The 20,040-nt window shown below is 38.1% G+C and carries 22 protein-coding genes and 1 riboswitch; of the genes, 1 reads left to right on the forward strand and 21 read right to left on the reverse strand.

The features are described from left to right. Positions 1 to 89 precede the first annotated feature (89 nt). The 5 genes from Q1B07_RS08405 to Q1B07_RS08425 all read right to left on the reverse strand — a co-directional run bounded on the left by Q1B07_RS08405 (position 90) and on the right by Q1B07_RS08425 (position 3,992). A complete protein-coding gene (locus Q1B07_RS08405) occupies positions 90 to 455 on the reverse strand; it encodes a GNAT family N-acetyltransferase (protein ID WP_299088241.1) in 366 nt (121 codons plus the stop codon). Positions 456 to 637: 182 nt separating this feature from the next. Continuing rightward, entirely contained in the window at positions 638 to 1,102 is a 465-nt protein-coding gene (gene ribE / locus Q1B07_RS08410) for a 6,7-dimethyl-8-ribityllumazine synthase (RefSeq protein WP_299088239.1), read from the reverse strand. Positions 1,103 to 1,129: 27 nt separating this feature from the next. Continuing rightward, positions 1,130 to 2,323 (reverse strand): bifunctional 3,4-dihydroxy-2-butanone-4-phosphate synthase/GTP cyclohydrolase II, encoded by a 1,194-nt coding sequence (locus Q1B07_RS08415; protein ID WP_299088236.1) that lies wholly within the window; start codon positions 2,321 to 2,323, stop codon positions 1,130 to 1,132. Positions 2,324 to 2,360: 37 nt separating this feature from the next. Next, positions 2,361 to 3,008: a riboflavin synthase gene (gene ribE, locus Q1B07_RS08420; protein WP_299088235.1), complete on the reverse strand. Its 648-nt coding sequence runs from the start codon at positions 3,006 to 3,008 to the stop codon at positions 2,361 to 2,363. A gap of 238 nt (positions 3,009 to 3,246) precedes the next feature. Then, positions 3,247 to 3,394, reverse strand: a riboswitch (FMN riboswitch). Between the two features lie 163 nt (positions 3,395 to 3,557). Beyond that, entirely contained in the window at positions 3,558 to 3,992 is a 435-nt protein-coding gene (locus Q1B07_RS08425) for a peptidylprolyl isomerase (protein WP_299088232.1), read from the reverse strand. Positions 3,993 to 4,398: 406 nt separating this feature from the next. Here Q1B07_RS08425 and Q1B07_RS08430 point away from each other — a divergent pair, with 406 nt between their 5' ends. Then, complete coding sequence (locus Q1B07_RS08430; RefSeq protein ID WP_299088230.1) at positions 4,399 to 5,283, forward strand: DUF1002 domain-containing protein; 885 nt, start codon at positions 4,399 to 4,401, stop codon at positions 5,281 to 5,283. Between the two features lie 187 nt (positions 5,284 to 5,470). On the opposite strand, the gene lysA is transcribed toward Q1B07_RS08430, so the two are convergent. The 16 genes from lysA to xerD all read right to left on the reverse strand — a co-directional run bounded on the left by lysA (position 5,471) and on the right by xerD (position 20,038). Then, entirely contained in the window at positions 5,471 to 6,793 is a 1,323-nt protein-coding gene (lysA, locus tag Q1B07_RS08435; protein ID WP_299088227.1) for a diaminopimelate decarboxylase, read from the reverse strand. Positions 6,794 to 7,032: 239 nt separating this feature from the next. Then, positions 7,033 to 8,505 (reverse strand): spore germination protein, encoded by a 1,473-nt coding sequence (locus tag Q1B07_RS08440; protein ID WP_299088224.1) that lies wholly within the window; start codon positions 8,503 to 8,505, stop codon positions 7,033 to 7,035. Beyond that, positions 8,489 to 9,067, reverse strand: a complete 579-nt coding sequence (locus tag Q1B07_RS08445) for a stage V sporulation protein AE (protein ID WP_299088221.1) — start codon at positions 9,065 to 9,067, stop codon at positions 8,489 to 8,491. The genes Q1B07_RS08440 and Q1B07_RS08445 overlap by 17 nt, the downstream gene beginning before the upstream one ends. Positions 9,068 to 9,076: 9 nt before the next feature. Then, positions 9,077 to 9,427, reverse strand: a complete 351-nt coding sequence (spoVAE, locus tag Q1B07_RS08450) for a stage V sporulation protein AE (protein WP_299088218.1) — start codon at positions 9,425 to 9,427, stop codon at positions 9,077 to 9,079. Next, on the reverse strand, positions 9,427 to 10,449 hold the full coding sequence (gene spoVAD / locus Q1B07_RS08455) for a stage V sporulation protein AD (protein WP_299088216.1): 1,023 nt from the start codon (positions 10,447 to 10,449) through the stop codon (positions 9,427 to 9,429). Before spoVAD ends, spoVAE begins: the two co-directional genes overlap by 1 nt. 15 nt (positions 10,450 to 10,464) lie before the next feature. Beyond that, positions 10,465 to 10,920 carry a stage V sporulation protein AC gene (gene spoVAC / locus Q1B07_RS08460; RefSeq protein WP_299088214.1) on the reverse strand — a complete coding sequence of 152 codons (456 nt, stop codon included), beginning with the start codon at positions 10,918 to 10,920 and terminating at the stop codon, positions 10,465 to 10,467. Between the two features lie 14 nt (positions 10,921 to 10,934). Then, positions 10,935 to 11,360, reverse strand: a complete 426-nt coding sequence (locus tag Q1B07_RS08465; protein ID WP_299088213.1) for a stage V sporulation protein AB — start codon at positions 11,358 to 11,360, stop codon at positions 10,935 to 10,937. Further along, positions 11,347 to 11,970, reverse strand: a complete 624-nt coding sequence (locus Q1B07_RS08470; protein WP_299088210.1) for a stage V sporulation protein AA — start codon at positions 11,968 to 11,970, stop codon at positions 11,347 to 11,349. The genes Q1B07_RS08465 and Q1B07_RS08470 overlap by 14 nt, the downstream gene beginning before the upstream one ends. A gap of 409 nt (positions 11,971 to 12,379) precedes the next feature. Further along, positions 12,380 to 13,138, reverse strand: coding sequence for an RNA polymerase sporulation sigma factor SigF (gene sigF / locus Q1B07_RS08475; protein WP_299088208.1), 759 nt, complete (start codon positions 13,136 to 13,138; stop codon positions 12,380 to 12,382). 13 nt (positions 13,139 to 13,151) lie between these two features. After that, entirely contained in the window at positions 13,152 to 13,592 is a 441-nt protein-coding gene (gene spoIIAB / locus Q1B07_RS08480) for an anti-sigma F factor (RefSeq protein ID WP_299088207.1), read from the reverse strand. After that, positions 13,589 to 13,942, reverse strand: coding sequence for an anti-sigma F factor antagonist (spoIIAA, locus tag Q1B07_RS08485; RefSeq protein ID WP_299088206.1), 354 nt, complete (start codon positions 13,940 to 13,942; stop codon positions 13,589 to 13,591). The genes spoIIAB and spoIIAA overlap by 4 nt, the downstream gene beginning before the upstream one ends. A gap of 95 nt (positions 13,943 to 14,037) precedes the next feature. Then, positions 14,038 to 15,204, reverse strand: a complete 1,167-nt coding sequence (locus tag Q1B07_RS08490; RefSeq protein ID WP_299088205.1) for a D-alanyl-D-alanine carboxypeptidase family protein — start codon at positions 15,202 to 15,204, stop codon at positions 14,038 to 14,040. Positions 15,205 to 15,459: 255 nt separating this feature from the next. Beyond that, positions 15,460 to 16,761 (reverse strand): pyrimidine-nucleoside phosphorylase, encoded by a 1,302-nt coding sequence (locus tag Q1B07_RS08495; protein WP_299088203.1) that lies wholly within the window; start codon positions 16,759 to 16,761, stop codon positions 15,460 to 15,462. A 25-nt stretch (positions 16,762 to 16,786) separates the two neighbouring features. After that, a complete protein-coding gene (locus tag Q1B07_RS08500; RefSeq protein WP_299088201.1) occupies positions 16,787 to 17,605 on the reverse strand; it encodes a purine-nucleoside phosphorylase in 819 nt (272 codons plus the stop codon). After that, positions 17,602 to 18,801: a phosphopentomutase gene (deoB, locus tag Q1B07_RS08505; protein WP_299088200.1), complete on the reverse strand. Its 1,200-nt coding sequence runs from the start codon at positions 18,799 to 18,801 to the stop codon at positions 17,602 to 17,604. Before deoB ends, Q1B07_RS08500 begins: the two co-directional genes overlap by 4 nt. Before the next feature lie 343 nt (positions 18,802 to 19,144). Then, entirely contained in the window at positions 19,145 to 20,038 is an 894-nt protein-coding gene (xerD, locus tag Q1B07_RS08510) for a site-specific tyrosine recombinase XerD (RefSeq protein ID WP_299088199.1), read from the reverse strand. Positions 20,039 to 20,040: the final 2 nt, after the last annotated feature.

Here is a 20,040-nt window from a genome sequence, read left to right on the forward strand (position 1 = left end):
GTTTGCAGCAACATAATCATCATTTACTTTTTAAAAATAAAGGCTGTCTCAAAAAGGGAAAACCCCTCTGAGACAGCCTTTTTCTTTTTCTAACAATCCTTGTCATCATCACTATTACACTTTTTAAAAAATGCTTCTGTTTCGTCATTAGGAACAACAGATTTGTTTTTGTAGAGGTCTTTCACTGCATTTACCATACGTTTACCAATACCCTGCTGGCGATGGGATGGGTTCACTGAGATATGCTGAACTTCTACAAGCTCATCACCTTTAAGAACAACTCCAATTGCACCGATAATATCCTCTTCTTGCTTCCATAGAAACAACTGCCAATCACCTGCGGTTTCATACTGTTTAACTGTTTGTTGCAATTGCTTCAGATCCTTTTCCGCCGGCATAAATGACAGGAGGCCCATTGCAATTTTTTCAAAACTCTTCTTATAACGTATTAACATATATACCCCTCATTAACGAAATAGCTCCCTAAAAAGCGAAAGCAATATTTTACACCGATAAAATAGTAAGATAAGTACGAGAGTGTGATATCCGAATCCAAGAACAATAGCTCTTTTTAGAAAAACCACTTCTCACAACATTATAAACAGTTTTTTATCGATTTTAAACACTTTTAGGAAAATTAATGTAGGGCTTTAAGTAAATTTGACATTTCGATCGCTGTAACAGCAGCCTCATAGCCTTTATTGCCTGCTTTTGTTCCAGCTCTTTCTACCGCTTGCTCAATTGTTTCGGTCGTTAAGACTCCAAATACTACAGGAACTCCTGTATCCATTGATGCTTTAGAAATTCCTTTAGCAGCTTCATTACATACGTAATCATAATGTGTTGTTGAACCTCGAATAACTGTACCTAAAGTAATAACAGTATCATAATTACCTGATTCAGCTAGCTTTTTAGCAACTAACGGTAATTCAAAGGCACCAGGCACCCAAGCCACTGTAATATTCTCTTCTTCAACACCATGTCTTCTTAAGCCGTCCTCGGCTCCACCTAAAAGTTTTGATGTGATGAATTCATTAAAACGAGCGACAACGATCGCAACCTTTAATCCGCTACCTATTAAATGACCCTCAAATGTTTTCATTTTTCATTCCTCCAAATTATGTTTGTATTAAAAATGTAAAAAATGACCCAATTTTTCATACTTAGTTCTTAAGTAATGTTCATTTTCTTCTCTTGCAGGCATCTCGATAGGGACTCGATCTAAAACCGTTAAACCATATCCTTCAAGACCGGCAATTTTTCTTGGGTTATTTGTTAATAACTTCATTTTTTCAATCCCTAAATCTTTCAAAATTTGCGCACCGATTCCATAGTCTCTTAAATCAGGTGCGAAGCCCAGCTTCTCATTTGCAGCAACTGTATCATAGCCCTCTTCTTGAAGCTTATATGCTCTCATTTTGTTCAGCAGACCAATGCCTCTGCCTTCTTGGCGCATATATAACAGCACACCTTTGCCAGCTTTTTCGATTTGGGCAAGCGCTGCATGCAATTGTGGGCCACAATCACATCTGTAAGATCCAAAAACATCGCCAGTTAAGCATTCGGAATGCACCCGTACTAATGTAGGTTCATCAGCTGAGATTTCACCTTTTACAAGCGCAATATGTTCTTTATTATCTAATAAATTTGAATACCCGATCGCTTTAAAAGAACCAAATTCTGTTGGCAATTCAATTTCAATTTCCCTTTTTACCAGTTTTTCACTGCGATTGCGGTATTGAATTAAATCCTTGATTGTAATCATTTTTAAATCCAACTGCTTAGCTAATATTAGTAAATCAGGCACCCTTGCCATTGTTCCGTCTTCTTTAATGATTTCACAGATAACACCGCCTGGTTTTGCACCACATAAAATAGAAAGGTCTACAGCTGCTTCTGTATGCCCGGCTCTCCGAAGCACCCCACCCTCTTTTGCCACTAATGGAAATGTGTGGCCAGGACGTTTGAAATCTGCCGGCTTTGTGTCATCTGATAATAGGGCTCGTACGGTGTCTGCACGTTCAAAGGCGCTGATTCCAGTAGAATTTGTTTTATAATCAACACTAACTGTAAAGGCCGTTCCATGCGGGTCAGTATTTTGATTTACCATTGGAGAAAGATCTAATCTTTTCGCTTGATTTTCAGTAATCGGTACACAAACCAGCCCTCTACCATGCTTTATCATAAAGTTAATCGTTTCAGGTGTCACCATATCAGCTAAGGAGACAAAATCCCCTTCGTTTTCGCGATCCTCGTCATCTACTACGATAATAACCTTTCCTTCTTTTAAATCAGCAATCGCATCTTCAATTTTATTAAACATTGTCAAGCCCCCTTCATTTAATTTCGTTTTCCTATCATTAATAAAAGCCATTTTCTTCTAAAAATGATTTACTTAATGAAGAGCTTTTAGGATTTACCTGTTGATTTAAAAATTTCTTTATATATTTTCCTATCATATCGCATTCAATATTCACAATGTCTCCAACATCCTTAGTACCTAGAATCGTTCCTGTCAAAGTATGTGGAATAATTGAAATCATTACTTTGTCTTTTTCTAAGCCAAAAATCGTCAAGCTAATGCCATCAATTGTAATCGAACCCTTATGAATTAATGTTTCTGTTAACTCTTCAGAAAGCTGCAATTCATAATAGACAGCATTTGAAACACGCTGTTTTTTAATAATTTTTGCAATTCCATCCACATGTCCTGAAACAAAATGGCCGCCAAATCGGCCATTTGCAGCCATAGCCCTTTCCAAATTAACCATTGATCCTTGTTTTAATTGGTTTAGAGACGTACTTTTCACAGTCTCTGGCATGACATCTACAGAAAAAGTAGCAGAATTATACTCTGTTACCGTTAAACAAACACCGTTAACTGCAATACTATCTCCTAAGGAAATATCATTCATAATCTTTTTTGCACCGATCGTAAAAACAATAGCGTCTTTCGAACCTTGAACACTTTTAATTGTTCCAATTTCTTCGATAATTCCTGTAAACATCAGCCTTCCCTCTCTTTGTTACAGCTTCTAGAAAACCTTTTGTTCTTCTAACGTAAAACGAAACTGCCATTCAACCTCCCTTTAATATAATGACCATATTTACGTTTACATAATAATAAAAGCCCTAAGTCGGCAGACTAAGGGCTTGTAAGTTGAGAAATTGATATTTGAGTACGTCAAATAAGAGTATTAAAATCAAAATTTTTTAACAGATTTTAATACACCGCAAAAAATTCGCGCAATTCTTCTCCCATCCAGACTTTAACTGTCGGCTCTAGAGTTTCACTAGATCCACCGTTAACATTTGTTAACGGGTCACGGACTAAGAAGCTATTTAAAGCTTCATCACCGCCGGTAGGGAATTCCACCCTGCCCCGAAGAATGTAAAACGAAATATGAAGTTATAAATTTATTTTATCCGTATAATGTGAGAAACGCAATCATAAAGCTCGTTAATTATAATAAATTATTCTTCAGAAGCAAGAAGTATACAAAAATAAAAGAAGGATGACGCAAATGGCATGTCCATTATCGTCATCCTTTTCAACCTTACTCTTCGAATACTTTTACTTCCTTCATCACATCATTCGGCTTAATTTTATAAACAGCCTCTAGGTTTTCAATGACCTTGCCAAACACAGTATGGACACCATTTAAATGCGGTTGTGGTTCATGTACGATGAAGAATTGGCTGCCGCCTGTATCTTTTCCAGCATGCGCCATTGATAGTGAACCCGCTTCATGCTTATGCGGGTTGCCTTCTGTTTCACATTTAATTGTGTAACCAGGACCGCCTGTACCTGTTCCGTGTGGGCAACCGCCTTGTGCAACAAATCCAGGAATGACACGGTGGAACGTTAAACCGTTGTAAAATCCTTCATTTGCTAATTTTTCAAAGTTTGCTACAGTACCAGGTGCTTCATTTTCAAATAATTCAAAAACGATTGTATCTCCATTTTCCATTGTAATTTGTGCTTTTTTCATATGTATGAAACCTCCAATAAATATAATACGTCTAATAGACATGAACACCATTCTATTCTACTATATTCAAGGAGTGAACAGCAAATAAGATCAATCATAAGAAAAGCGCAAGCGCCTTGATCAGCCTAGGGCAAATAAGACGCATATGAATAGAAGGCGTTCTTTGCCTTCAATTCATGAGTGGCTAGACCCTAGAGGGGCTAGGCGCTGGAGCTAGACACAAAAACTAAGTACAGAAAGTTATACTTAAACTTTTAAAAAGCCCGATATTGTCATACGATTAGAAACATGATACCCTTACGTTTAAGTTATTGAAACTTAGAACAGGCTATATAATACTGATAAAAATCACTATATATAGATAGAGCCTGATGAAATTGCTTTACAGCTCAAGGAGGTTATCCCTTTGAAAAAGGTTATATTAAGCTTAATTACGATAATTTTGTTTGCATTCCCATCACTTAGCCACGCTGATGCAGTGGTTGGTGATCTCATTATTACACTTGGAGAGGATTTAACACCACAGCAAAGACAACAACTATTAACAGAAATGAATGCGACTGAAGAAAATCAAATTATTACTGTTTCAAATGAGGAAGAGCATAAATATTTAGGAAAATATATTCCTAAAGCCACAATTGGTACAAAAGCGATTTCTTCTTCTAGTATTACAATTGAACAGGAAGGATCAGGACTTGAAGTATCTACTAAAAATATTAATTGGGTAACAGATGAGATGTATTTAAATGCTCTAATGACTGCTGGGGTGAAAGATGCAACAATTTATGTGACAGCGCCATTTGAGGTTTCAGGTACTGCGGCGTTGACAGGATTAATCAAAGCCTATGAGGTTTCCGCAGATGAAGCGATTCCTGAGGATGTAAAACAGGTTGCAAATGAGGAACTAGTCACTACAGCAAAGCTTGGTGATGAGGTTGGTGCAGAAAACGCCTCTGCTCTTATGGCGAAAATAAAAGATGAAATCGCGAAAAATGGTGTTCCAGAAACTGATGCCGATCTTCGGGCTTTAATTGAAGACTCAGCAAATGAACTAGGGATTACGTTATCAGAAGAAGATATTAACAGCTTGATCGACCTATTTAATAAAATGAAAGACATTAATATTGACTGGAATCAGGTTGGTCAGCAGCTTGAGCAAGCAAGAGATAAAATATCAAAATTCCTGAACTCTGAGGAAGGTCAAACCTTTTTACAACAAGTTGAAGATTTTTTTATCGCTTTATGGAATGCGATCATTTCAATCTTTACAAATAATGAACAATCAGCTTAAGAGTTAGACCCTAGAGGGGCTAGGCACAGTAGTTTGATACTGTGTGCTTATCCACAGTATAAAAATTTAAATTTCGATTAACAAAGATAAACAAAAACAAAAGAAGTGAAATTCTCAAGAATTTCACTTCTTTTGTTTTTATAAAATTAGATAATTGCCAAACTTTTTAGTTATATCTTAACGAACTTCAGCCTTGTGATACTTTTGATTTTAAAGGCAGGTCATTCATAATCAGATCTTCATAGCTTTCTCGTTTTATCACTAGCTGTGCTTCTCCATTTTCTACAAATACCACTGCAGGACGAGGGATTCTGTTGTAATTATTGGCCATGGAATAACCATAGGCTCCTGTACAGAAAACAGCTAATAGATCTTTTGCTTGAACCTCTGGCAATGGTAAATCCCAAATTAACATATCCCCGCTTTCACAGCATTTCCCGGCAATTGAAACCGTCTTGTCATGATTTTCAGTTACTCTGTTCGCTAACACAGCTTCATATTTTGCTTGATAAAGTGCAGGACGAATGTTATCGCTCATACCACCATCGATCGCTACATACTCCCTAATATTTGGTACTGTTTTTTTCGATCCAACTGTATAAAGCGTTGTACCAGCATCACCTACAAGGGAGCGGCCTGGTTCAATCCAAATTTCAGGCATCGTGATTCCCATGTCATCGACCTGTTTTTTTACCGCTTCTACAATTTGTTCAACATAATAAGTTGCTGGCAGCGGTTCATCCTCTTTTGTATATCGGATACCAAAGCCACCACCTAAGTTAACAACCTCTGGGATATACGAAAATTCTTCCTTCCAAGCGTTTATTTTTTCAAAAACTCTTTCTGCAGCTAAAACAAATCCAGCTGTATCAAAAATTTGCGATCCGATATGACAGTGAATACCTAATAAATGAATACCTTCAGAATCAAGTACAGTTTTCATAGCTTGTTCAATTTGACCATTTAGCAAGCCAAAGCCAAACTTAGAATCTTCCTGGCCCGTTGTAATATAATCATGTGTATGTGCTTCAACACCAGGTGTTACACGTAAAAGAATCGGTACTTTTCTGCTGTATTCCTTTGAAAGTTCATCGATAAGCTCAATTTCGTAAAAATTATCAACCACAATACAACCAACTTCATGGTCTAACGCCATTTTTAACTCTGCACGACTTTTATTATTGCCATGCAAATGAATTCTTGAGGCCGGAAAACCTGAAGTGATGGCTGTAAAAAGCTCTCCACCAGACACAACGTCCAAAGACAAGCCTTCTTCATTAATTAATTGGAACATCGCAATCGAAGAAAAGGCTTTACTCGCATACGCAACTTGCGCTTTTACACCCATATTTTCAAATGCCTGCTTAAAGCTTCTTGCACGCTCTCTAATTAAAGCTACATCATAAATATAAAGAGGTGTACCATACTCTTTAGCTAATGTAACCGTATCAACTCCGCCTATTTCTAAATGTCCTGAATCATTTTTCTTACTTGTACCATGTAAGAACACCTTGTATCCCCTCTTTCTATATATAGGCTAGTTATAAAATGTTCCTTTTACTTATGAACGATTGTAACCTATCGCTCATTGTGTAAAAAACATCAATTGATAAGAAGCCATTCATTTTAACTAAAAAGGAAAAAAAGACAGTTAACACCCAGCAGGCAAGTAACTGTCTGTTACGAAAAATCCTTTATAAATTAAACATACAATATCATAAATAAGGGGCACTTTCAATGTCGCTTTACCTAATCTGGCTGTTTTTTTACATTCTGCGGATGGACGATACTTGGTCTAAGCTTTGCACCTGGAACAGTCGTCCGCACGATAATTTGCCATAAGGCCTTTGCATTAAATGGCAAGAAAGGCCATAGATAAGGGGTATTTAAAGACTTTATACTAACAAGGAAAATTAAAATCACTGTACAACCAATGATTAATCCTTCCAAATGGAATAAAGCAACAGCAGTTAGCAAGACTAAACGAACCATCTTATTGGCAACGCTAAGCTCATAACTTGGAGTTGCAAATGTTCCAATCCCTGCAATTGCTACATAAAGGATTACTTCAGGTACAAATAAACCGACATTGATCGCGATTTCACCAATTAAAGCTGCAGCAATTAACCCCATTGCCGTTGACAGGGCTGTCGGTGTGTGAATAGCCGCCATCCTTAAAAATTCCAACCCAAAATCTGCGAGAAAAATTTGTACCACGATCGGGATATTTTTTTTCTCATTTGGACCAATATAATCTATCTTTTCAGGTAATAAAGTAGGTTCAATCGAATATAAAAACCAGATTGGCAATAAAAAAACGGAAGCGAGAATCCCTAAAAAACGAACCCATCTAAGGAAAGTACCTACTGCAGGTGCTTGGCGGTACTCTTCAGCATGCTGGACATGATGAAAGATCGTTGTAGGTGTGATAATAACACTTGGAGAGGTATCGACAATGATAATAACATGCCCTTCTAGCAAATGGTTTGCCGCTACATCGGGCCTCTCCGTATAACGAACTAATGGATATGGATTATACCCCTGTCTTACTAAAAATTCTTCTACAGATTTATCGCCCATTGTTATACCATCAATTTTAATGGTTTCTAATTCTTTCTTTATTGTTTTGACAAGGCCAGGATCGACTACATCTTCAACATACGCAATACATACGTCTGTTTTTGAACGTTCCCCTATTCTCATCATTTCATATCTTAATCTTTCATCTCTAATTCTTCGTCTGATGAGTCCAGTATTGACGATGATATTTTCAACAAACCCATCTCTTGCGCCACGAACAATTTTTTCAGTATCAGGCTCTTGCGGCTGTCTGCCTGGGTAGCTGCGCACATCAACAACTAAACCGTAAGTTGTGTCTTCTATTAAAAAGACAACTAATCCAGATAAAACTTGATCAACTACATCATCCAATGAATAAATTTTTTCAACCGATTGATTAACAAGCTGATTTTCAAGTAACTCTTTAAACTTTAAATTTTCAACCTGATCATCTTTAATCATTAAGAGCTGTCTTAATAATTGTGTAATATAAGCTGTATCACATAAACCGTTCACATAATATAAATTTACTCGATAATCTGTTATCGTAAGCTTTCGAATTCCTAAATCAAAGCTTGTATTCAATCCTACATGGCTTTTAAAGAACTGTTCATTTTCTGCAAGATTCGCTGAGATTGGCTTTTTATCAGTCTTTGTTGTCATGATAACCGCTCCTTTCTAAAATAAGTTCTACTGCCTTCATCGTGACGGGACATCCATTATTCACGCTGTCCTTTCGAGCCATTTTGCCAATGTCCCCTATCCCGACTATTATCGGAACATCTAGTAAATCTAGACAATAAACGGTATCACCACTTATTCTGCCAACCTCAAGATCCTTTAACCCACTTTTATCTACTCCATATTCTGTTAACTCACCAAATCGGTCAATACTAACATCCACTCTTGCCCATTCGGTCTGATGTGTTTTAGATGCAACAGCGATTACACCTAGCACCTCAATTCGCTGATGCTCTGCTACATATTTTAAGGCTGTTTCACCTGCACCTTCACCTAAGAGGCCACAATCATCAAACATGACAAAAACCGGGTCATTTTTAGCCTCGAGGATGAGCTGAACAATTTCCGGTCCAGTTAATGTAGTTGGATTTCCCTGAGACCTGGAAATGGCTCTGCCACCTATTTTAGCTGCTACATATTCAACTGTTCGTGCAGCATACTCATCCCCATCTGTTACTAAGATGACCTTTCGTTTTTTTGTCAATGTTTCATCCTATCCTTTCGGTTTGAAAATAAGTGCCATAATAAAAGCAAACAAGATCGCAGCAGAAATACCGGCTGAGGTTAATTCAAAGATCCCCATTCCTATTCCAATAAATCCATGTTCATTAGCTTTTTCCATTGCACCATGGAGTAGAGAATGACCAAAGCTCGTGATCGGTACGGTTGCTCCTGCACCAGCAAAATCAATTAATTTATCATATATGCCAAAGCCATCTAAGATCGCTCCTGATACAACAAAAGTACTCATGACATGTGCCGGAGTTAATCCGAAAACATCTAAAAGCAGTTGTCCAATGACACAAATCGCTCCGCCGACAAGGAATGCTATTACGTATTCCATTAGCTATTCACACTCCTATCCGTTCTTTCAAATACAACTCCGTGTGCAATGGTAGGAATCGATTCTTTTTGTTGAATCATTGTCGGGCTTAATAATGCTCCAGTTGCTACGACGAAAACACGGGACAAGTTTCCTTGCTCTAATTCATTAAAGATATGGCTATATGTCACGACTGCCGAGCAAGCACAGCCGCTGCCACCAGCAAATACTTTTTGATCTGGTCGATACACCATTAATCCGCAATCATTATGTTTATCATGAACATCAAAGCCTTCTTCCTTAAGCATTTCTTTTACAATTGGACTCCCTACACCAGACAAATCACCTGTTAAGAACAAATCATAATCATCAGGTGTTCTGTTTAAATCCTTCAAATGCTGGGCAATCGTATCTGCAGCAGCAGGTGCCATTGCTGAACCCATGTCGAAAGGATTCTTAATTCCTAGGTCAGCAACCTTTCCGATTGTTGCTGATGTTATTCGGATATTGCTTACCTCTTTACTGATTAACACCGCCCCTGATCCTGTGACGGTAAATGTTGCTGTATCTGGCTTTTGCCCGCCATATTCTGTCGGATAACGGAACTGTCTTTCTGCTGTTGCATTATGGCTGCTAGTCGCGGCGATAACACGGCCAGCAAACCCTCCATCTACTAATGCAGATCCTACAGCTACCGTTTCCATTGAGGTTGAACATGCCCCAAACATACATAAAAAAGGAATATTTACATGTCTGGCAACATAATTCGCTGTAACATTTTGATTCAACAAATCTCCAGCTAACAAAAGATCAATATCACCGATTGCTTTATTTCCTTTTGTGAGACATTGCTCAATTGCTTGCTCCATTAATCTTCTTTCAGCAAGCTCCCAATTATCCTCGCCACAATGGAGCTCTTTATGTTTTACATCAAAATGCTGCCCTAATGGTCCATCAGCTTCCTTCGGTCCCACCGCTGTACCGCTAGATTGAACGAATAATGGATTTTCAAATTGCCATGTTTGTTTACCTGTTAACTTCATCAGCGTCACCTCACCCTAAAATACAATTCCGTAAAAATAACGAATGATCCCAACAATGTAGGCAGCAACTACACCAAAAACAATGACGCTTCCAGCCAACTTAAACATATTTGTTGCAACTCCTAATACAATTCCTTCACTTCGATGCTCGATTGCAGCGCTTGCCATGGAATTGGCAAAACCAGTAACTGGAACCGCTGAGCCAGCACCTGCAAACTGCCCTAACTTATCATAAATCCCAAATCCAGTTAAAAGGGCTGAAATAAGAATTAATGTGGCAACTGTCGGATTACCGGCATCTTTCTCTGAAAAATTCATCACATTCATATAAAAATTTTGTACACATTGACCTAACAAACAAATAAGTCCGCCGATAATAAATGCCTTAAGACAATTAAGGAAATATGGCGGTTTTGGCTGGTAATTCTTAATCTGGTTTTTATAATCTTCCTTCATTTTAGGTTTTGCCATACTGCTACCTCCCTTTAATGATTAACAAAATAGACCCAGTGGAAAAGCGAACCAAAAATTTTTCCTAACACAATGGCCATTAATAAAATAATAACTTTATCTCCTAAACCGATCCGCTTTGCTAAAATCGGAAAAACATTTAAGACTTCTGTTAAGGCGGCAGCCAGCATGCCAACAAACATCCCGCTAAAGAGACCGATGGGGATCAGCCAAAATGCTGACTGAAATAGGATCGTATCTCTTAAACTTATCCAGCCTGTCAAAACCGCCCCGAGAATAATCGCCCATTCATATACATGGATAAATTGATACGTTTTTGTTAGCTGAGTCAGTCTAGGAATAATTCCAAGTACCGCTAAAAACGCTACAAATCCGGAACCAACTACTAATCCCCCTGATAAGCCAATGATAATTAAGAATAAACTTTCAACGATCTTCATTTGTTTCGTTTAAGTTCTCCTTATTTTCATTCATTGCAACATACTTATCTAAATCCAACTGATAATTAAAAATTTCAACCTCTAAGGGACTTGGTTCCTCGTTAATTCTTTTCTTAAATAAATGATTAAAAAACAACACCATTCCCAACCCTAAGCCAAGTGAATATGGAATTTGCAGCAGGAGCGGTTGGGCATTTGCCTTACCAGTTACGAGTTTATGAATTCGCTGGTGAACCTGCTGCATGCTCACATCCTCATGAAAATTCATGATTGCAAGCCCTGCTCCAATAAAGAGCAGTAACCAAACAGCGCAAAATAATAACGGTGAAAGCTTTTTCTTTTCAAATACAATTTCAACAATTGTTTGAGATGCACCAATTGCTTGGACATCAATATGGGGATCAAATTTATGTACTTCTTTTATTACGTGCATGACATCAATGACCACCATATTTTTATCACTTGGTTTTATTTTATGAATGAAAAGTTCTCTTAGCTTTTGCGTCAACTCCTTATCACCGACGACGAGTGCGACTTTATCAATCGTAATTACATCGTTAGGGTGGGCTTGAATGCGATGACGAAGTCTTATATATACCGTCTTTTCCATCAAGATTCACTTCCTAATGATTTGATTTGCTATAAAGGAAATGCTGAGATTTTACAGCTCCATTCTTTATCCCGTATATGTAGTATGCTTACGGACAATTTTAATCATGCAATCTTAAGCTGAAGTCCAATAATTACCATGGAAGAATCGTTTATTTTTTCAAACACGAAAAAAGCTGACCCGATGCTTGAGTCAGCTTTTTTCATGTTTAGGAAATTATATAAAATTCATTGAACTGTGGATAAGCACTGCGACATCCAGCTCCAGCGCCTATCGCCTAACAAACTTCAGATCATCTCCCTACGATAAGTCAACATCGGTTCGCTTCGCTTACCGTGTTTCCTTTATCTCAGTCGATGCTCCTCCAGTTTGTACGGCGATGACCAAGGCGCTTGCGCTTTTGTTCTGTTTATTGATTCATTTTATCTTTCATTTGCTGCAAGATCTTTTTTTCAAGTCGCGAAACTTGAACCTGGGAAATTCCTAACCGATCTGCAACCTCAGATTGTGTTTGGTCTTTATAATACCTCAAGTATACGATAAGTCTTTCTCGTTCATCGAGATCACGAATGGCATCCTTTAACACAATTTTGTCAAACCATTTCGTTTCGGTATGGTCTGCAATTTGATCGAGTAAGGTAATCGGATCTCCATCATTTTCATAAACGGTCTCATGGATGGATGAAGGTGCTCTTACAGCTTCTTGTGCGAGAACCACATCTTCGGGAGAAATATCTAAGTAGTTTGCGATTTCTGCTACAGTGGGTACCTTCCCCATTGTTTTCGAGAGCTCATCTCTAGCACGCCGGATTTTATTCCCTAGCTCCTTTAGTGATCGACTAACCTTAACTGTCCCATCATCTCTAATAAAACGTTGGATTTCACCGATAATCATTGGTACAGCATAGGTTGAAAATCGCACATCATAGGATAAATCAAATTTATCAACAGATTTTAGTAAACCAATGCTTCCTATTTGAAACAAATCATCAGGTTCATAGCCGCGGTTCAAAAAGCGCTGAACAACCGACCAAACAAGGCGCATATTTTTTTGAATGATTAGATCACGAGCCTCTTGGTCACCTTCTTGACTACGGTGAATTAAATCCTTGACTTCATGGTCCTTTAACTGTGTTTTTGATTGATTGTTCTTGACCTCCACATCCATAGCAAGTCTCCCTTTAATTGCATAAAGCTTTACTTTTCGATAAATGTTTTGTCAGCCTGACTGTTGTCCCTTTTGTTTCTAACGACTCTACAGAAATTTCATCCATAAAGTTCTCCATGATGGTAAAGCCCATGCCTGATCGTTCAAGTTCTGGCTTTGTTGTATATAAAGGCTGCCTTGCTTCATCAACGTCAGGAATTCCGATCCCTTCATCACGAATCGTCATATGGATGACTCCATCCTCTAACGTGACTGAAATATAAACAATTCCATTCGGATCATTTTCATATCCATGAATGATGGCATTGGTTACAGCCTCAGAAACCACTGTTTTAATTTCCGTTAATTCATCCATCGTTGGATCTAGTTGGGCAATGAATGCTGCAACCGTTACCCTTGCAAACGATTCATTTTGACTAAGTGCCGAAAATTGGAGGTTCATTTCATTTTTCATGACGCCACCCCCAATGTTTGCAACGCTTTAGGCTCATTATCTTCCAAGCGGATAATTTTAAATAACCCTGACATATCAAATAATCGTTTAACAGCAGGAGAAATCGCACATACAACCATCTCTCCGCCTGTAGCTTTAATTTGTTTGTATCTTCCGAGTATTACGCCCAAACCAGAGCTATCCATAAACGTCAATTTTTCTAGATTTAACACAATATGCTTGATAGGATTTGCGGCTAACGTTTCCGTTACTTTTGAACGCAATTCTTCAGCTGCATGATGATCAAGCTCACCTGAAAGTCGAATGCATAAAACAGCTTCCTTCACATCAAGTTCAATTGCTAGACTCAAGGTTTTACCCCTCCTTAAATTCTGGATAAAGAGTCATTCTTGATTGAAGCTTTATTTTCCTGCATGGTGACAAAACTAGTGGTTATTCGGCAACATTAGCTAGTCTTTGTAAAATCACCCATCACACGTTTGAATAACTTCCACCAATTTGCCGATGTGACATCTTTTTCGGCAACTAATTTGCTTTCAGCAATTACTTTTCCCTCTTTTTTCAACACGAGAGATCCTAGTTCATCCCCTTTTTTAATAGGAGCCTGAACATTCTTTTCCAAGACAATTTCCTGGGTTACATCATCAACGGTTTCTCCCTTTTTGGTAAGGACAGAAATCGGTTCAGATGTCATTAAATTCGCTTCTTTATCACTGCCTTTGCTTACCTTTACCCTTGTCAACACATGATCTTTTTCAAAAAGAGGATGTGTCTGATATTGACTAAATGCATAATCGAGCATTTTTGTAACCTGTGCATTCCGATCTTTAGGAGTATCTGCTCCGAATACAACCGCAATCACACGCATATTATCTTTTTTTGCAGTTGCTGTTAAACAATACTTTGCTTCATTCGTAAAGCCGGTTTTTACTCCATCTACACCTGGATAAAATTTTACAAGGCGATTCGTATTGACGAGCCAGAATTTTTTCTCGGTTCCCTCACGTAAGTAGTCCTCATATTTACCAGTAAACTTTGTAATTTCCTCATATTTTAATAACTCTTTTGCCATAATCGACATGTCATATGCGGAGCTATAATGGCCATTCTCAGGTAAGCCTGTCGGGTTTTTAAAATGCGTATTTTTCAAGCCTAACTCAGCTGCTTTTTCATTCATCATATTGACAAACTCATCGGCTGATCCTGCAATTTTTTCAGCCATGGCAACGGAAGCATCATTTCCAGACCCGATCGCAATTCCTTTTAGCATTTGCTCAACAGTCATTTCTTCACCGGGCTCTAAAAAAATTTGCGAACCTCCCATTGATGCAGCATATTCGCTTGTGCGTACTTTTTCATCCCATTTTATTTGATTTTTTTCAAGCGCTTCCATAATTAAAAGCATTGTCATTATTTTTGTCATACTTGCTGGAGGAAGCTTTTCATTACTATTTTTATCGTACAAAATCGTTCCTGTATCTCGTTCGATTAAAACAGCTGACTTCGCTTTATCTGCAAGTTCAACAGTAGTAGATTCTTTAGCAGCAAATGCCGCTGGTGTAACAGAAAGAAGCATCGCTATAAGCGTTAAACATGAAAATATCCGTTTCATTTCATAAGCCCTCCATTCTTTATACATTCCATTTTTTCCAATGGAAGGGAAATTATACTTGAAATGTAAGACTTTTTTATATTAGTTTACACGAATGAAAGATGATAGCGCCTTTCACAAGGCTGCCTGTTATGTTGAAGTTTAAAGAAGAGAGAATCTTGTAGAAGAAGTGTTAGATGAAAGAGGTGTTAAGACATCTAAATTGTTTATTTCTCACAAAAAACCACAGCTCTAAGGCTGTGGTTCTTATAAACCCTATTCAACCGTTGCATAAATTAATTTCGGTGCGTTAACTGAATTTTCCGTAACCGTGATACTTCCGTAAAGTTTTTTCTTCACATCTTCTACATCTTTACGATTACTATGGATCGTCACAAGTGACTCGCCTTTTTTAACGGTATCACCGATTTTTTTATTTAAAACTAAGCCGACAGCTAAGTCAATTTCCGATTCCTTAGTAGCACGGCCTGCACCAAGCAGCATGGCAGCTGTTCCGACTGAATCTGCGATGATTTCCGAAACATAGCCGTCTTCTTTTGCCTCTAATTCCGTAATAAATTCGGCTTTCGGTAATTTATCTGGGTCTTCGACGACTGATCCGTCACCACCTTGTGCTTCCAGGAATCTCTTTAATGTATTTAATGCCTTGCCGTTTTCTATTACTTCAACAAGCTTTGCACGTGCCTCGTCAAGCGAGTCTGCCTTTTCTGCTAAAAGAACCATATAACTGCCTAGTGTTAAGCATAATTCTTCTAAATCCTTTGGTCCTTTTCCGCTTAACGTATCGATGGCTTCCTTTACTTCAAGGGCATTGCCGATTGCAAAGCCCAATGGCTGGCTCATGTCAGAAATAATCGCCATTGTTCTGCGGCCAACTAAATTTCCAATGTCTACCATCGCTTTTGCTAGTTCTTTTGAACCTTCTAAATCTTTCATGAATGCTCCAGCACCTGTTTTAACATCCAATACAATTGCATCAGCACCTGCTGCAATTTTTTTACTCATGATTGAGCTGGCAATAAGTGGTATGCTGTTTACGGTAGCTGTTACATCTCTGAGTGCATATAGTTTTTTATCAGCTGGAGTTAAATTTCCGCTTTGTCCGATGACGGCAAGCTTGTTTTTGTTGACTAGCTCGATAAATTTCTTGTTTTCAATCTCTACATGAAAACCTGGTACTGACTCAAGCTTATCAATAGTTCCGCCTGTGTGACCTAATCCGCGTCCTGACATTTTTGCTACTGGTACACCAACTGCTGCCACTAATGGTCCTAATACTAATGTAGTTGTGTCGCCGACTCCACCTGTGCTGTGCTTATCTACTTTTATACCTTCGATTTCGCTTAAGTCGATTTTATCACCAGATTCGACCATTGCTATTGTAAGCTCTGCACGTTCATTATCGGTCATTCCTTGGAAGAAAATCGCCATTGTTAATGCACTCATTTGGTAATCCGGAATATCACCAGCTGTATATCCTTTAATAATATAGTTGATTTCTTCTTTTGTTAATTCCTGACCATCTCTTTTTTTTTCAATTAAGTCTACCATTCTCATGCTTAATCTCACCCTTATATACGTATTAGTCGATCTTCTCTATAATGCTTTTTACGAGCTTTAAGAAATTAGAACGTACTTTTTCGGTTGTTTCCATTACTTCATCATGTGATAATGGCTGATCCAAAATACCTGCTGCCATATTTGAAATACAGGAGATTCCTAACACATTTAATCCGGCATGTCTTGCTATAATAACTTCCGGTACTGTTGACATCCCTACCGCGTCTCCTCCAATTATTCGGAGAGCACGGACTTCTGCCGGAGTTTCATACGATGGGCCGGTATTCGCTACATAAACGCCTTCTTGAAGCTTAATATTTAACTCCTTCGCAGTACGTTTTGCCAATTCTCTTAGTTTTTTACTGTAGCTTTCTGACATATCCGGAAAACGGACACCTATATTAGCATCATTCGGCCCGATTAACGGGTTTGTCCCCATATTATTGATATGATCGGTAATTAGCATCAAATCTCCCGCTTCGAAAGCTTCATTAATCCCGCCTGCAGCATTTGTAACGATCAACGTTTCGACTCCTAATTCCTTCATGACGCGAACTGGTGCAGTGACTTTATCTAAGTTATATCCTTCATAAAAATGAAAACGACCTTGCATCACAATGACATTCTCATCCTTTAATCGTCCAAAAACGAGCTGCCCTGCATGCCCTTCAACTGTGGAAACAGGGAAGTTCGGAATCTCATGATAAGGAATTTTTACAGGCTTTTCGATTTCTTCGGCTAAAACTCCCAGGCCGGAGCCTAAAATTAGGCCGATCTTTGGTGTATCTTTATATTTTCCCTTTAAATAGTCTGCAGCTTCTTTAATATTTCCATAATTCATTTAGATCCATCCTCCTTCAACTCCGCTAAGAAACTTTTTCCATATTCAGGCAGCTTTACGTTGAAGTTATCAGCAATCGTTGCGCCAACATCGGCAAATGTATTTCTTAACGGCAGCTCTTTGCCAGCTTTATATCTCGGACTATAAACGAGTAATGGTACATATTCTCTTGTATGATCTGTTCCGTGGTGTATTGGATCATTTCCATGGTCAGCCGTGATGATAAGCAGATCTTCCTTAGTTAATTTCTCAAGGACTTCAGTCAGTCTGTTATCAAATTCCTCAAGCGCTTTTCCATAACCAGCGGGATCACGGCGATGACCGAATAATGCATCAAAATCTACTAGGTTAACAAAGCTGATACCGGTAAAGTTCATCCCTAACGTATCAATTAATTTATCCATTCCATCCATATTAGATTTTGTTCTTATAGACTTTGTAATTCCTTCTCCATCATAAATATCAGAAATCTTTCCAATTGCCAAAACATCATAGCCGCTATCTTTAAGTTCATTCATGACCGTACGATCAAATGGTTTTAATGCATAATCGTGACGATTCGCTGTTCTTGTGAAATTTCCAGGCTCCCCTATAAATGGACGAGCAATGATCCGTCCAACCATATATTTTTCATCTAATGTCATTTCACGAGCAATTTCACAAATTTTATATAATTCATCTAAAGGTACAATGTCTTCATGTGCAGCGATTTGCAATACGGAATCCGCAGAAGTATAGACGATTAAAGCTCCTGTTTTCATATGCTCTTCGCCTAATTCATCTAGTATTTCTGTGCCTGATGCAGGTTTATTTCCAATAATTTTTCGTCCTGTTTTGGCTTCTAAATCATGAATGAGCTCGGCTGGAAACCCATCTGGAAATACTTTAAATGGTTTTTTAATATTTAGACCCATAATCTCCCAATGTCCTGTCATTGTATCTTTGCCCGTAGAAGCTTCCTGCATTTTAGTATAAAAAGCTAATGGCTGATCTTGTTTTTGTACCCCTTTTATTTCTCGAATATTGCTGAGTCCGAGCTTTGCCATATTCGGCATATGCAATCCACCCATATGCTCTGCTATATGACCAAGTGTATCAGATCCAAGATCATTAAATTTATCTGCATCAGGGGCCTCTCCAATGCCAACTGAATCCATTACAATTAAAAAAATTCGTTTATATGTATAATTTGACATCCAAATCCTCCTTTACTATCTCATTTTACTGTTCCTTATATCAGCTTATTCCATTCGATAACGCCAACTTGTCAGAAGTCTGACAACCTTTCGTTATTTTCATTATAAACCCCTTTCATGATAAATGACAACTTTTAAATCAACTAAGAAAAGCGTAAGCGCCTTGATCAGCCTAAGGCAAATAAGAAGCTCATGAATAGAAGGCGTTCTTTGCCTTCTATTCTAAATTGGCTAGACCCTAGAGAGGCTAGGCGCTGGAGCTGGATGTCAAAGCTCTATCCACAGTCCAACAATTTTAAAATTTCCTAACAATAAAAAAGCATCCCGTACTTGGAGATGCCTGTTATGCCCTTGGATGGAATTGATTGTAGACATCCTTTAATCGAGCTTTTGAAACATGTGTATAGATTTGTGTCGTTGAAATATCTGCATGACCAAGCATTTCCTGCACGGCTCTTAAATCTGCTCCATTTTCGAGTAAATGTGTGGCAAAGGAATGCCTTAGTGTATGCGGGGTAAGTTCTTTTTCAATTCTTGCTTCCAGAGCAATTTTCTTTAAGTTCTTCCAAAAGCCTTGCCGGGTAATTCGTTTCCCATGGTGGTTGACGAAAAGGGCCTCTGTCGGCTGCTTTGCGTTTAATAGCTTTGGTCTTCCCTTTTCAATATAATTTGTGATAACCTCTGTAGCCGTTTGGCCAATTGGTACAATCCGTTCTTTATTCCCTTTTCCGAAGCAGCGAATGAACCCCATAGTTAAATGAATATCTGTTAAATTCAAATTGATCATTTCACTAACACGGATTCCTGTTGCATATAAAAGCTCAAGCATTGCTTTATCTCGGTAGCCAAATGGTGTTGTAAGCTTAGGGGTATCAAGAAGCTTTTCAACTTCTTGCAGTGAAAGAATTTTAGGTAAGCTTCTTTCTAATTGAGGTGACTCGATTAAAACAGATGGATCTTGGTCAGCTTGTTTTTCTCTAAGTAAAAATTGATGGAATGAACGGATCGAAGCGGTATGTCTAGCAATTGTTTTACTAGATTTTCCTGCTTCTTTTAATGCTTTTAAAAATTGAATAATATGAAGACGGGTTACATCATTAAACGTTTCAACCTGCTGCTTTTCCACTAAATGCTTTTGGTAGCTTTTCAAATCTCGTTCATAGGACATGATTGTATTATTTGATAAACCTCGTTCTACTATTAAATAATGGATGAAATCTTTTATTTGATCCTTCAAAA

The organism is uncultured Metabacillus sp. (assembly GCF_947503125.1).
Lineage (GTDB): Bacteria > Bacillota > Bacilli > Bacillales > Bacillaceae > Metabacillus.

Excerpts from the sequence above, each read along its gene's own strand:
- Q1B07_RS08405 (WP_299088241.1), bottom strand. The coding sequence starts at position 455 with ATGTTAATACGTTATAAGAAGAGTTTTGAAAAAATTGCAATGGGCCTC.
- ribE (WP_299088239.1), bottom strand. The coding sequence starts at position 1,102 with ATGAAAACATTTGAGGGTCATTTAATAGGTAGCGGATTAAAGGTTGCG.
- Q1B07_RS08415 (WP_299088236.1), bottom strand. The coding sequence starts at position 2,323 with ATGTTTAATAAAATTGAAGATGCGATTGCTGATTTAAAAGAAGGAAAG.
- ribE (WP_299088235.1), bottom strand. The coding sequence starts at position 3,008 with ATGTTTACAGGAATTATCGAAGAAATTGGAACAATTAAAAGTGTTCAA.
- Q1B07_RS08425 (WP_299088232.1), bottom strand. The coding sequence starts at position 3,992 with ATGAAAAAAGCACAAATTACAATGGAAAATGGAGATACAATCGTTTTT.
- Q1B07_RS08440 (WP_299088224.1), bottom strand. The coding sequence starts at position 8,505 with ATGACAACAAAGACTGATAAAAAGCCAATCTCAGCGAATCTTGCAGAA.
- spoVAE (WP_299088218.1), bottom strand. The coding sequence starts at position 9,427 with ATGGAATACGTAATAGCATTCCTTGTCGGCGGAGCGATTTGTGTCATT.
- spoVAD (WP_299088216.1), bottom strand. The coding sequence starts at position 10,449 with ATGAAGTTAACAGGTAAACAAACATGGCAATTTGAAAATCCATTATTC.
- spoVAC (WP_299088214.1), bottom strand. The coding sequence starts at position 10,920 with ATGGCAAAACCTAAAATGAAGGAAGATTATAAAAACCAGATTAAGAAT.
- Q1B07_RS08465 (WP_299088213.1), bottom strand. The coding sequence starts at position 11,360 with ATGAAGATCGTTGAAAGTTTATTCTTAATTATCATTGGCTTATCAGGG.
- Q1B07_RS08470 (WP_299088210.1), bottom strand. The coding sequence starts at position 11,970 with ATGGAAAAGACGGTATATATAAGACTTCGTCATCGCATTCAAGCCCAC.
- sigF (WP_299088208.1), bottom strand. The coding sequence starts at position 13,138 with ATGGATGTGGAGGTCAAGAACAATCAATCAAAAACACAGTTAAAGGAC.
- spoIIAB (WP_299088207.1), bottom strand. The coding sequence starts at position 13,592 with ATGAAAAATGAAATGAACCTCCAATTTTCGGCACTTAGTCAAAATGAA.
- Q1B07_RS08490 (WP_299088205.1), bottom strand. The coding sequence starts at position 15,204 with ATGAAACGGATATTTTCATGTTTAACGCTTATAGCGATGCTTCTTTCT.
- Q1B07_RS08495 (WP_299088203.1), bottom strand. The coding sequence starts at position 16,761 with ATGAGAATGGTAGACTTAATTGAAAAAAAAAGAGATGGTCAGGAATTA.
- Q1B07_RS08500 (WP_299088201.1), bottom strand. The coding sequence starts at position 17,605 with ATGAATTATGGAAATATTAAAGAAGCTGCAGACTATTTAAAGGGAAAA.
- deoB (WP_299088200.1), bottom strand. The coding sequence starts at position 18,801 with ATGTCAAATTATACATATAAACGAATTTTTTTAATTGTAATGGATTCA.